At 35.6% G+C, this 12,548-nt stretch carries 14 protein-coding genes; all 14 read left to right on the top strand.

Annotation, left to right across the window (positions count from 1 at the left end):
• The first annotated feature begins 1,243 nt into the window (after positions 1-1,243).
• The 14 genes from PH210_RS28975 to PH210_RS28910 all read left to right on the top strand — a co-directional run bounded on the left by PH210_RS28975 (position 1,244) and on the right by PH210_RS28910 (position 12,315).
• On the top strand, positions 1,244-1,675 hold the full coding sequence (locus PH210_RS28975; protein ID WP_289990112.1) for a hypothetical protein: 432 nt from the start codon (positions 1,244-1,246) through the stop codon (positions 1,673-1,675).
• A 574-nt stretch (positions 1,676-2,249) separates the two neighbouring features.
• A complete protein-coding gene (locus PH210_RS28970; protein ID WP_289990110.1) occupies positions 2,250-2,690 on the top strand; it encodes a reverse transcriptase family protein in 441 nt (146 codons plus the stop codon).
• Positions 2,671-3,579 (top strand): reverse transcriptase domain-containing protein, encoded by a 909-nt coding sequence (locus PH210_RS28965; RefSeq protein ID WP_354670035.1) that lies wholly within the window; start codon positions 2,671-2,673, stop codon positions 3,577-3,579. Before PH210_RS28970 ends, PH210_RS28965 begins: the two co-directional genes overlap by 20 nt.
• Before the next feature lie 294 nt (positions 3,580-3,873).
• On the top strand, positions 3,874-4,368 hold the full coding sequence (locus PH210_RS28960) for a cysteine hydrolase family protein (RefSeq protein WP_289990109.1): 495 nt from the start codon (positions 3,874-3,876) through the stop codon (positions 4,366-4,368).
• Between the two features lie 433 nt (positions 4,369-4,801).
• Positions 4,802-5,026 (top strand): hypothetical protein, encoded by a 225-nt coding sequence (locus PH210_RS28955; protein WP_289990107.1) that lies wholly within the window; start codon positions 4,802-4,804, stop codon positions 5,024-5,026.
• Positions 5,027-5,464: 438 nt separating this feature from the next.
• A complete protein-coding gene (locus tag PH210_RS28950; RefSeq protein WP_289990105.1) occupies positions 5,465-5,971 on the top strand; it encodes a hypothetical protein in 507 nt (168 codons plus the stop codon).
• 379 nt (positions 5,972-6,350) lie between these two features.
• Complete coding sequence (locus PH210_RS28945) at positions 6,351-6,557, top strand: hypothetical protein (RefSeq protein WP_289990103.1); 207 nt, start codon at positions 6,351-6,353, stop codon at positions 6,555-6,557.
• An 18-nt stretch (positions 6,558-6,575) separates the two neighbouring features.
• Positions 6,576-6,740 carry a hypothetical protein gene (locus PH210_RS28940; RefSeq protein WP_289990101.1) on the top strand — a complete coding sequence of 55 codons (165 nt, stop codon included), beginning with the start codon at positions 6,576-6,578 and terminating at the stop codon, positions 6,738-6,740.
• A gap of 600 nt (positions 6,741-7,340) precedes the next feature.
• Positions 7,341-7,643 (top strand): ArsR/SmtB family transcription factor, encoded by a 303-nt coding sequence (locus PH210_RS28935; protein ID WP_289990099.1) that lies wholly within the window; start codon positions 7,341-7,343, stop codon positions 7,641-7,643.
• 689 nt (positions 7,644-8,332) lie between these two features.
• The gene (locus PH210_RS28930) at positions 8,333-9,343 is read left to right on the top strand and encodes an aldo/keto reductase (protein WP_289990097.1); all 1,011 of its coding nucleotides are present in this window, start codon (positions 8,333-8,335) and stop codon (positions 9,341-9,343) included.
• A gap of 41 nt (positions 9,344-9,384) precedes the next feature.
• Complete coding sequence (locus PH210_RS28925; RefSeq protein WP_289990096.1) at positions 9,385-10,395, top strand: aldo/keto reductase; 1,011 nt, start codon at positions 9,385-9,387, stop codon at positions 10,393-10,395.
• A gap of 17 nt (positions 10,396-10,412) precedes the next feature.
• Positions 10,413-10,829, top strand: coding sequence for an SRPBCC family protein (locus tag PH210_RS28920; RefSeq protein ID WP_289990094.1), 417 nt, complete (start codon positions 10,413-10,415; stop codon positions 10,827-10,829).
• 41 nt (positions 10,830-10,870) lie between these two features.
• Complete coding sequence (locus tag PH210_RS28915) at positions 10,871-11,881, top strand: aldo/keto reductase (protein ID WP_289990092.1); 1,011 nt, start codon at positions 10,871-10,873, stop codon at positions 11,879-11,881.
• A 17-nt stretch (positions 11,882-11,898) separates the two neighbouring features.
• The gene (locus PH210_RS28910) at positions 11,899-12,315 is read left to right on the top strand and encodes an SRPBCC family protein (protein WP_289990090.1); all 417 of its coding nucleotides are present in this window, start codon (positions 11,899-11,901) and stop codon (positions 12,313-12,315) included.
• The last annotated feature ends 233 nt before the right edge of the window (positions 12,316-12,548 follow it).

Raw genomic sequence — 12,548 nt, 5'->3', positions numbered from 1 at the left:
AAAAGACCGTCGACCTATTCTTCACTTCTACTATATAAAAAATAGTAGTGCTAACCAATGCCTTGGTCTGCACTACTAATCTTAGTATGTTTTACTTGTTGTGCAAACGTGCAGGTTACTTTAATAAGGAATGAAAAACTACAGGACAAAAATAATAAATGGCACCCAAAATTATCTAATTCGAGTGCCTGCTGTTGAAAATACGAAACAATGTCTATATGGCTATCAACAAATTTTTACATTTAAAATGTTAATTTTTTATATTTTGAATCTTTTCATTGTCTTTTCCATTATCTAGTATGTTATGTGGTGTATTATCCTCAAGCTCATTCCGTCCGCAAACCCGTAATACGCATATATTTAAAACATCTGACTTTTAGCGTTTCACCACTGTTTACTTTTAAAAACATCCTTTGATGGTCTTGTTCTGTTCCTACATTATATTCTTAGCAATTACAGTGTTCCTTCTAGTAAACTTAGATCTACACCTAATAGCGTATTCAGTGCATCAATTGGACCGATTATTGATCCAATTACAGCCATTAACCAAACTATAAATGGAATTAATGGAAGGTATTGACGAAATGCTTCTGAAGTTGAAATTGTGAATAACAATTCAAGTAATAATCTTAACAGCTCTTTAGGATTTATTTCAAAAAGCTCATCGCTAATTTTGTTGAATTGGTGCCTACAGTCATCACTAGAAGAATTTCTTACACAACTTTGATGTATGTTCGAAATATGGTCAGATAACTGTTGATAAAATAAGTTGCATGTTTTCAAACAGTCATTAGGGTCTTGAGGAGGACAATTATAGGTGCAATCACAATTATATTTATTTCTTTTCTGATTTGACCAACCAGGTTCATTTCGGCTATCCAGTATTGTAATCACCTCACTTTATGACTTGTACTGTCAAATTATTCATGATTCAATAAAATTCTTGGACTATGATAGGGACACCAGTGCGGAACTTTTTCTTTTAGAGCTAGAAAAGAAAGTATTCTTTCTTGGGAAAACTCTCCTGAATATACAATGGTTACAGTTAAAGCAGATTGAACTTTCCTGTTTCATATATAAAAAGGTGCTTGTTAAACTAACGGGTGCAAGAGTTAAAGATTGGGATCGCTGCGGCGATCTTTTTTTCTTATTTGACTAACAGAAAGGTTAGCATAAGAAGGAGATTAGCAATCCATTATGGAATAATACTACTGAATATAAAGGGAGGGGTAGTGTCGCAAAGTTGAAAAAATTTTACATATCGATTGCTACTATTATATTAAGTTTTCTTTTGTTTTTTGGTGGATTAGTCGCAGGAAAAACAATTTATAATAAACCGACAAGAGAGGTTCTGATAGGTTATGATAACACTAATTATCCTGGACAAATTGACTACCGTAAAAAAATAACTGACATTAAGGACCAGTGGACAATCGATAATTTACAACAAATTTTTATGGGTAGTAAGCAAATAGAATTTGAAAATATTACTAGAGCTAAACCAGATGTCCACATTAAAATCAAGAGTCCAAAAGCTTTTGTAACTTTAACGCATTCTGATATATGGTTTAACGAAGAGGGAGCACTTATAAAAATTGGTGAGGATGATTATAGAACAATAAATATAGGAGATGCTGCTGCCATAAAAAAAATGATAGATTACAAATCGCCCTAAAGTAACGAGTGCACTAAACTAATTATTTCGTACAAATATCATCCTTATTCAACTAACGGGTGCGTGTGCGGCCGAGCATAGGTCGTGTCATATAGCGGGTGGGATTCCCGTCGAGTAAGAACTAGCCATTCGCTCGAAGCGAGTCTTGGAGGGCTAAAGGTAACTTTAGCCTTTAATCGTAGACAGTTAGGTAGCGGGCCGAAAGCCAAATGGTTGAAGGGATTGAGCTCCATAATGTTAGTAAATCGAGAGGGCTGATGCCTTACGCACAGCAGAAGCTACATTTTATTCTTCGTTAAGGGCTAGAGGGATAAAACCTCTCTGGAGTCAGAGACCTTGGCACGTTATACATTGATATGATACGGCAACTCGGGAGACCCTATCGGTCTTTTCTTTTTTTTTAGGAGAGTATGGTGTACAAGCGATAATAAGCAAGGAAACCAAATGCCGTGTAGGGAGTCGGATAGCAGCGTAGTACCAATGAAGTTGGGTAACGCCGATGGAGGAAAGGCTAGCTACCAGTCATTACCCTTACTAGGGACACATTTACTACACACAGAGGTAGGTATAATAAATGGAAACAAAACTACTAAGGATAGCAGAATTAGCAAAATCTGAACCTAAAATGAAATTTACATCTCTTGCACATCTATTAAATAAGAAAGCATTAGTCCAATGTCATCATGAATTACCCAATAAGAAGGCAACGGGGATTAATGGTACAACCAAAGAGCAATATGGTGAGAGATTAGAAGAAAATGTAGAGGATTTAGTAAGTAGGCTGAAAAGTAAAAGTTATCGTCCTGTTCCAGTAAGGAGAATGTATATTCCAAAGCTCAATTCAAATAAGAAAAGACCATTGGGAATACCTGAACATGAAGATAAGATTGTTCAAAAAGGCATTACGAAAATACTAACTACCATCTATGAAAATGATTTTCTAGACTGCTCATTTGGATTTCGACCAAATCGTAATTGCCACGATGCTTTGAAAAATACTGAACCACTATATTGAAAAGAGGTCAGTAAATTATGTAGTAGACGTAGATATTAAAGGATTCTTTGACAACGTTGACCACACATGGATGATGGAGTTCTTAAAACTGCGAATCGCTGACCCTAACCTCCTAAGAATAATCGGTAGGTTTCTTAATGGTGGATATATGGAGGAAGGTAAGAAATACAAAACAGACAATGGCACACCGCAAGGTGGAGTAATATCTCCGATATTAGCCAATGTATACCTTCATTACGTCCTTGACCTGTGGTTTGAGAAAAGGGTTAGGAAACAGTGTAAAGGACAGGCATACATCGTGAGATACGCAGATGATTTTGTTTGTTGTTTTCAATATAAAAATGAAGCTGAACAATTCTTCCATTCATTAAAGTTGAGGTTAAAGAAATTTAACTTAGAAATAGCTGAGGACAAAACCAAAATTATTCCCTTTGGGCGATTTGCGGAGACAAATGCAAATCAAAAGGGGAGAAGTAAACCAGATACCTTCGATTTCCTTGGCTTTACACATTACTGTGGGAAAAGTAAACAAGGCAAGTTCCGAGTAAAACGGAAATCAAGCAGGAAGAAAGTCCAAGGCAAACTCAGAGAATGTAAAGAATGGTTGAAGAGTAATAGAAATATAGATATTCATATAATAATGGATAGATTTAAACGCTCGCTCGTTGGTTATTACAACTATTACTGCATCACTGATAACACGCAAAGCGTTAGCAAATTTAAAGACAAAATCGAATACTTACTGTTTAAATGGCTCAATAGAAGAAGTCAAAGAAAATCCTTTACTTGGGATAAATTCAGCCTCTTTCTTCATAAATGTCCATTACCTTCACCAAGAATTAAAGTGAATATATATGACTTAAGAAAAGAGATTAGCTACATTCTGTAAATAGTGACTAGGAGGAGCCGTGTGCATTAATAGTGCAAGCACGGTTCTGTGAGGGGGGAGGAACACAATCTACCGAAAGGTAGAGAGGTTCCCTTCTACTCGACTAGTGTAAGAACAATTAAGTCAGGATTGAGACATTTCTTACTTATTCCATAAAAGGGCGCAATTCTGCAGCAAAAATGGTGCTTTTTCTTTATGTTTAGGGCAAAATTGTTAAAAAAAGAACATAAGAAAAATTTTATGATATCGTTAAGTAGATTAATTATTAAAAAAGGTATGAGGAGAATAATAATTATGGAAAATACAGCATTAATAATTATTGACTTGCAAAAGGGTGTTCAGCCTGAAAATGTTCCACTTTATAACTTAGCGAATGTATTAAATGGGGTTAATCAAAGAATTCGTTTATTTAGAGAAAAAAACAATCCGATAATTTTTGTTCAACATAATGAAAGTGATCTAGTACTTAATTCTCCAGAATGGCAACTATTTCCGGAACTAGATGCTAAAGATACAGATATCTATATTAACAAAACACATGCAAACTCATTTTACAAGACTGATTTGAATGAACAACTAAGGAATTTAAATATAAATAAACTTGAAATTTGTGGCGCACAAACTGAATATTGTGTAGATACAACTATTAGAATGGCTCATGGATTAGGATATAAGTTATTTATGAAAAAAGGGTTAACTACCACCCTTAACAGTGAACTTCTAGGAGCTAAAACAATTATTGAGCATCATGAGAATCTCTGGAATAATAGATTTTTAACTTTTTTATAGAAAAGATTTGCTTTATCAAAATAAGTGGTTCATAACAAATACCCTTCTACGATGGTGATGTATCTTGCAATTGCTTTTTATATTCCTAATTTGAATGGATGGAGTGACCCACCAGGGAAATTTGAAACAGTGCTAAATGATATTATAGGGTGGATTCCATATACATTAAGTATATTATTTATATTAATTGGTATATTTATTGTTGCATTTGATATATTGCAAACCAAAAGGATTGAAAAAGATAATAATTTTACAAATTAATTAAGTGAAAAATCTGGTTGGTATTAAGCTAACTAGTGCTTGAGTTCAAGATGGATCGCTGCGGCGGTCCTTTTTGCTGTTGCGCTAACGGGGCAGGATAGTTAAAGAAGGAATACATATTTCTAATCACGAATTTTTGAAATAAGAAATAAAAAATATTGTGGGGGAGAATATGAGCAAAAGAGGAATATTAATTTTTTTGATTGTACTTACAATTTTAGTAATTATTATTGAAGTTTGGATTTTTGGGGGATGGGTACCGTTTATTTATAGACTTTTATCAAACACTCAAGAACTGGCACTTTACTTTATTGCAGTTATGTCTGTTTTTATTGTAGGTAGATTAGGAAAAATAATCAGCCTTTTGGAAGAAAATAAACGAAAAGATGGGGAATAGGCTATAAGAGACATAGTTATTCGTTTGTTGTAACTAACAGATGCGTTAGTTGAGGATCAGAAGCTGCCTATGAGGCGGCTTTTTTTATCGCACTAAAGGAATTCAAATGTTTCTTATTGGACATGAAACGGTAACAATAAAGTGTTAATATACCAATAGAACGGAGGTGGTATATTGTTTATTAAGTTAAAAATCTATTGGCATAAAATCAGGGGAATGTACATTAAGGCTTTGTATGACAGCTGCCTTGACCATGAGATAAGGCAAAGGTTACTTAAAAAGATGATATACCACCAAGAACGGTTAAAACGACTATCCAGCTAACGGAGTGTAGGAAATAAAGCAGTCATAAATGGCTGCTTTTCTAATTCAACGCACTTTAGCTCAAGAAGGAATGTAGTAAATTATTGAAGAATTGTTAAAGTAGGAGGCGAAGAAATGCTGGAGAAGGGCAAAGGAAAGATTAACGAAATAGTGGACAACAACACCATTTATTACAATGGAAAATATAGATATTACCCGACTATTACAGATTTAATGGGCATATTGGATGAAATTATTAGTTCCAATTCAACTACCGACTACATTAGAATTACACCGTTTTATATCAATCAACAATTGGAAATGTCAATCGAGTTCGAAGAATTTATGTTTTATATTGAATGTAGAGAGTGGTTTGATGATAAAGTTCAGGAGAAGCACATTATCGAATGTCTTAATGTCCCTGATACTCCAAGGACACTTAATGATTTAAGTTTAGGTGGAATACTGTATCCCTTATGTAAACATAACGATGTGCTGGCTTATCAAAAAGCACTTAAAAAATATAAAGAATCCTTAAATGAACTCCTACCTAAAATGATGGAAATTGCAAAATTAGAAATGGGATTAAAAGAAGAACATTTTCCTTTCGGATATTTCTGCTTTGAAATTCATAGTGAATAACTCGTTAAAATGGATGCATTTCTATGTGCTTCTTCAACTAACGGGTGCATTACTGGAACAACGGTAATGCTTTTTCTTATTGATGTAACTGAGCAGTTTTGTTGATGAGAAGTGTTTTACTTGTGTTCAACAATCGGGCCAGATTGTGGTGGGATTATTAAACACCGTTGGATATTCATTGAAACTATTCGACAAAAATATCGTATAAAAGATAAATGTTTAAATCGGAGGGGATGTGGTGAAATGCAAACAATTTTAACTGCTGTCATTACTTTTGTCGTATTGATAGGAATAGGTACAATCGTGACAAAGGTAAGAGCGAAGTAAAGGAACAAAGCTACATATTTTTGATTAGATTTATAAGATAGGAGGGCCTTTTATGAATTATGAATATAAAGAGAAAGAAAAGAAAAATGGTAATCAATTTGTATCAATTAGGGATAAAGGTGAGAATTCCTTACTGGAGGTAGAAAAAAAGGGCAATCAGATAGAAATAGTTACATATTGGCGTAATGAGAAAACATCCAAATTCACAATGCCCATGGATCTATTTGAAAAAATGTCTAAAGGAATGATTCAAGATTAATTTAATTGGAGGTGTTTTTTGTTGTTGGAGAAGGGGTTCTTGTCCCTCCTTATTGTGGTAATTGCCATTATTTTATCGTTTTTTATTCAAAATATCATTGTGCTTATTACAGTATGGGTTATTTCTGCAATATCTATTTTCAATCTATTCTTTGATAAGAATCCTAAAGAAAAAGATGTTTAGGGATTAGGCCATATCATAATGTAATTATTCCATAAAAGGGCGCTTTTCTTGAATAAGAAGGCGTCTTTGTAGGTTTGGAATAAAGTTTGATCAAGACGAAATCACAAAGCCTTATTTATTAACCTACAAAAAAACTCCATTTTGAATAAAGATTAATCAAAATGGAGTTACCCTTGTAATTTCTAAATGAATTTCTTATAAAAAAGTTTGATCATTTCAATGAACCTTGCTCCACAAAAGTCCCCTACAGTTAAAGTCCATTCCAATCATATACCTCAACGCTCATAATTAGATTTCAGTTTTTGAGCAAAACAAGCTAAAAAAACTGAAATGTTACTTTTTAGTGCCTATAGTACTTTAAAGTGCCTACTTTTCTTTCTTGTTTCTATGTTTCATAATAAATTTTGTCAGACGATCAAATAAGTATTTGTTGATTTTTAGTGACGAAGAGGCTATGGATCCGTTCCATGGCATCTACGAAGATGGCTTAAAGGCATTGAGACAAGCATTTCCGAATTGAACAGTTAGAACAAATTTCAAAGAATATTTGTTATTTGAAAAAAAATTGACATTTCGTGATATGACGATATAATAAGAGACATGAAACCAATTGAAATTTTTAAAGCATTGTCTAATGAAACAAGGTTGCAAATATTGGAATGGTTAAAAGAGCCAGAGAAACATTTTTCGTCTCAAGAAGTGAGTGATTTTCAAAAAGTAGGGGTGTGTGTAACACAGTTCCATGAAAAATTAAATGTTACACAATCAACGGCTTCTCAGCATCTTTCCATTCTACATCGAGCTGGACTTGTGACAACAAGTCGTCGCGGGAAATGGACATATTATAAAAGGAATGAAGAAGCTTTTCATCAACTTAAAGAGATGATTGGACATGAAATATAGGAGTTAATTGAAATCCCTATAAGTATGTTAAGGATTTCAGTTTTACTTTCATATAGCATGTTCAATATTTCTTCTATCCTTTGTCCTTTTGATTGCTTACTATAAATCATAAGAAATGACGGTTTTATTTTATTAAAATCTTTTTTTACAACAACATATCGTTATTACACGAAATGACGATACAGATATAATGAAGAAAACTATCTTTTTTTTACAACAACATATCGTTATTATCCCAAATGACGATACAGATATAATGAAGAAAACTATCTTTTTTTACAAAAACATATCGTTATTATCCCAAATGACGATACGGATATAATGAAGAAAACTATCTTTTTTTACAACAACATATCGTTATTATCCTAAATGACGATACGGATATAATGAAGAAAACTATCCTTTTTTACAATAACATATCGTCATTTCATGTAATAACTGAATGTAAAACTAACTAGTTTGAACATCAAATCGTTTTTGAGTATTAAAACATTTAAGGAGGTGAGTGGTATGTGACGGTATAAAATAATTAATATTGATACTTAATTAACAAATAAAATTTTGTAGATACTGGTGGCAAAAAACCTAATGCACCACTACCAATCAATTCGAAAAAGAATAATTAATATAGCTTAAGTTGTGTCACTGAACCAATTCATACTATACCAATAATTTTAGGAGGATTTTATATGAAAAATATACTACAAGGAAAACTAGGTTTTGGTACTGCTCCACTGGGCAATATGTTCCGTAATATTCCAGAAGAAGAAGCAATCGCAACAGTGGATGCTGCTTGGGAGAGTGGCATTCGTTACTTTGACACAGCCCCACTTTATGGATCTGGCTTAGCTGAGATGCGTCTTGGTGAAGCACTGTCGAAAAGAAATCGTAATGATTACGTTTTAAGTACGAAAGTAGGTCGAATTATTTCGGATGAACTAGAAGACCCATCTGCACGTGATCTAGGAGAAAAAGGGGGGCTTTTCGAGTTCGGTCGTAAGAATAAAATCATCAATGACTATAGCGCGGATGCAACCCTTCGCTCTATTGAGGATAGTTTGAAACGTTTAAAAACAGATCGTCTGGACTTTGTATATATTCATGATTTAGCGCAAGACTTTTATGGTGATCAGTGGATTTCGCAATTTGAAACTGCCCGAACAGGGGCATTCCGTGTACTTACACAATTGCGTGATGAAGGCGTAATTAAGGGTTGGGGACTGGGAGTAAACCGAGTAGAATCCATTGAACTTATGCTGGACTTGGAAGAAGCAAAACCAAATGTATCCTTGCTGGCTGGTCGTTACACTTTATTAGATCATGAGCGTGCGCTACAACGAGTAATGCCTGCAGCTAAAAAACACAATATGGATATTGTTGTTGGTGGTCCATATAGCTCAGGTGTTCTTGCTGGAGGTACTCACTTCGAATATCAAAAAGCGTCACCAGAAATTATGGAAAAAGTTGAGAAGATTAAAAATCTTGCAGATCGTCATGGAATCAGTATCAAGGCTGCTGCTTTACAATTTTCATTGGCTAATCCGGCAGTTGCTGCGGTTGTTCCTGGTGCTAGTAAACCTGAACGAATTGCAGAAGACAAAGCTGCATTGAACACAGTGATCCCTGCAGCATTCTGGGAAGAAATGCGCGAACAAAAATTAGTAGCGCCTAATGCACCACTACCAATCAACGTTAAATAAAAAGGAGAAATTTAAAAATAAATTTTAGGGGGAAACGTTAAATGAGAAATATATTAAAAGGAAAACTTGGTTTTGGTACGGCACCACTAGGTAATATGTTCCGTAATATTCCGGAAGAAGAGGCCCTGGCAACTGTAGATGCTGCTTGGGAAAGTGGCGTTCGTTACTTTGATACAGCTCCATTTTATGGTGCAGGATTATCGGAGATTCGTCTTGGTGAAGCATTATCGAAAAGAAATCGTGATGAGTATGTTTTAAGTACAAAAGTGGGTCGAGTTATTTCAGATGAACTGGAAGATCCATCTGCACGTGATTTAGGAGAAAAAGGTGGACTTTTCGAATTTGGTCGTAAGAATAAAATCATCGTTGACTATAGCGCAGATGGAACCCTTCGCTCTATCGAGCAGAGTTTGAAACGTTTACAAACAGATCGTTTAGACTTTGTTTATATTCACGATATCGCGCAAGACTTTTATGGTGACGAGTGGCTTACACATTTTGAAGCTGCTCGAACAGGGGCATTCCGTACGCTTACACGTTTACGTGAAGAAGGCGTAATTAAAGGTTGGGGACTTGGAGTAAACCGAGTAGAACCAATTGAACTTATGCTGGACTTAGAAGAAGCAAAACCAGATGTATCTTTACTAGCTGGTCGTTATTCATTATTAGACCATGAGCATGCCTTACAACGAGTAATGACTGCTGCTCAAAAACACAATATGGATATTGTTGCTGGTGGTCCATATAGTTCAGGTGTTCTTGCTGGAGGTACTCACTTCGAATATCAAAAAGCGTCACCAGAAATTATTGCGAAAGTTAATAAAATCAAAAGTATTGCAGATCGTCACGGAATCAGCGTCAAGGCTGCTGCATTACAATTTGCATTGGCTAATCCAGCAGTTGCAGCTGTTATTCCAGGTGCTAGTAAACCTGAACGAATTGCAGAAGACAAAGCTGCATTGAACACAGTGATTCCGGCAGCGTTCTGGGAAGAAATGCGTGAACAAAAACTGGTTGCAGCTAATGCACCACTACCAATCAACGTTAAATAAAAAGGAGCGTAATGAACATGGCAAATACTATTACATCTATTGAAATTCCAGCTTCACCTGAACAAGTATGGAAATTAATAGGAGGTTTTGATGCACTTCCAGATTGGTTACCTTATATCCCTAGCAGTAAAGTAACTGAAGGGGGACGTGTACGTCATTTAGCTAACCCTGATGGTGATGCGATTGTAGAACGTTTAGAAGCATTTAACGACAAGGAGCGCTACTACACGTATTCAATTATGAAAGCACCATTCCCTGTCACTGATTATTTATCTACAATCCGTGTTAAAGAAGGTACGGATGGTAAAACATCATTGGTAGAGTGGTCTGGTAGATTCACTCCAGTAGGAGTGAGTGATGAAGAGGCAATTAACCTGTTCCACGGAATCTACAAGGATGGCCTAGAGGCATTACAACAAGCACATTTAGATTGATCAGTTGTAATTTTAAAATGATTTTTAGGAGGATACCTTAAATGAGGAATTTACTAAAAGGAAAACTTGGTTTTGGTACAGCACCACTCGGTAATATGTTCCGTAATATCCCAGAAGAAGAAGCGATCGCAACAGTGGATGCAGCTTGGGAAAGTGGCGTTCGTTATTTTGACACAGCTCCACTTTATGGATCTGGATTATCGGAGATTCGTCTTGGTGAAGCATTATCGAAAAGAAATCGTGATGAGTACGTTTTAAGTACAAAAGTAGGTAGACTTATTTCGGATGAACTGGAAGATCCTGCTGCACGTGATTTTGGAGAAAAAGGAGGGATTTTCGAATTTGGTCGTAAGAATAAAATCATCCCTGACTATAGCGCAGATGCAACCCTTCTTTCTATCGAACAGAGTTTGGAACGTTTACAAACAGATCGTCTGGACTTTGTTTATATTCATGATCCAGCGCAAGACTTTTATGGTGATGAGTGGCTTGCACAATTTGAAATTGCTCGAACAGGAGCGTTTCGTACGCTTACACGTCTACGTGAAGAAGGAGTAATTAAGGGTTGGGGACTTGGAGTAAACAGAGTAGAACCAATAGAGCTTATGCTGGATTTAGAAGAAGCAAAACCAGATATTTCTTTGCTAGCTGGTCGTTATTCATTATTAGACCACGAGCGTGCGTTGCAACGATTAATGCCTGCAGCTAAAAAACACAATATGGATATTGTTGTTGGTGGTCCATATAGCTCGGGTGTTCTTGCTGGAGGTGCTCACTTCGAATATCAAAAAGCGTCACAAGAAATTATTGCAAAAGTAAATAAAATCAAAAACATTGCAGATCGTCACGGAATCAGCATCAAGGCTGCTGCTTTACAGTTTTCACTGGCTAATCCAGCGGTTGCAGCTGTTATTCCAGGTGCTAGTAAACCTGAACGAATTGCAGAAGACAAAGCTGCATTGAACACAGTGATTCCGGCAGCGTTCTGGGAAGAAATGCGTGAACAAAAACTGGTTGCAGCTAATGCACCACTACCAATCAACGTTAAATAAAAAGGAGAGTAATGAACATGGCAAATACTATTACATCTATTGAAATTCCAGCTTCACCTGAACAAGTATGGCAATTAATCGGAGGTTTTGATGCACTTCCAGATTGGTTACCTTATATCCCTAGCAGTAAAGTAACTGAAGGTGGACGTGTACGTCATTTGGCTAATCCTGATGGCGATGCGATCGTAGAACGTTTAGAAGCATTTAATGAGAAAGAGCGCTACTACACATATTCAATTATGAAAGCACCATTCCCTGTGACTAATTATTTATCTACAATCCGTGTTAAAGAAGGTAAGAATGCTAAAACATCATTAGTTGAATGGTCTGGTAGTTTCACTCCTGTAGGAGTGAGTGATGAAGAGGCAATTAATCTGTTCCATGGAATTTATAAGGATGGTCTAGTGGCATTACAACAAGCATATCTAGATTGATCAGTTGGAATCGATTTAGACGGAAAGGTCACCTGACATTCAGTCGTTGGGTTCTGGTGCGTAAATTTCAGCTGCCTTGAAACTAATCTCTAAATCTTGGACAGCTGATACTTCAGCTTTGTACCATGAAGGCGTAACATTAAATAATGAATTTGCGGATAGATTAAAAGAAAAAATGGACTAAACATTTTACAGACTGCGGTGTAACAACTGCGGTCTTTTTTAAAATTATC

This window comes from Paenibacillus sp. BSR1-1 (genome assembly GCF_030403775.1).
In the GTDB taxonomy this organism is placed as follows: Bacteria; Bacillota; Bacilli; order Bacillales; family Cytobacillaceae; genus Neobacillus.
Note: the sequence above shows the minus strand (reverse complement) of the source record. Positions and strands in the feature narration are given on the sequence as shown.

Coding starts and splice junctions, on each gene's coding strand:
- PH210_RS28970 (WP_289990110.1), top strand. CDS start 2,250: ATGGAAACAAAACTACTAAGGATAGCAGAATTAGCAAAATCTGAACCT.
- PH210_RS28960 (WP_289990109.1), top strand. CDS start 3,874: ATGGAAAATACAGCATTAATAATTATTGACTTGCAAAAGGGTGTTCAG.
- PH210_RS28955 (WP_289990107.1), top strand. CDS start 4,802: ATGAGCAAAAGAGGAATATTAATTTTTTTGATTGTACTTACAATTTTA.
- PH210_RS28950 (WP_289990105.1), top strand. CDS start 5,465: ATGCTGGAGAAGGGCAAAGGAAAGATTAACGAAATAGTGGACAACAAC.
- PH210_RS28945 (WP_289990103.1), top strand. CDS start 6,351: ATGAATTATGAATATAAAGAGAAAGAAAAGAAAAATGGTAATCAATTT.
- PH210_RS28935 (WP_289990099.1), top strand. CDS start 7,341: ATGAAACCAATTGAAATTTTTAAAGCATTGTCTAATGAAACAAGGTTG.
- PH210_RS28930 (WP_289990097.1), top strand. CDS start 8,333: ATGAAAAATATACTACAAGGAAAACTAGGTTTTGGTACTGCTCCACTG.
- PH210_RS28925 (WP_289990096.1), top strand. CDS start 9,385: ATGAGAAATATATTAAAAGGAAAACTTGGTTTTGGTACGGCACCACTA.
- PH210_RS28920 (WP_289990094.1), top strand. CDS start 10,413: ATGGCAAATACTATTACATCTATTGAAATTCCAGCTTCACCTGAACAA.
- PH210_RS28915 (WP_289990092.1), top strand. CDS start 10,871: ATGAGGAATTTACTAAAAGGAAAACTTGGTTTTGGTACAGCACCACTC.
- PH210_RS28910 (WP_289990090.1), top strand. CDS start 11,899: ATGGCAAATACTATTACATCTATTGAAATTCCAGCTTCACCTGAACAA.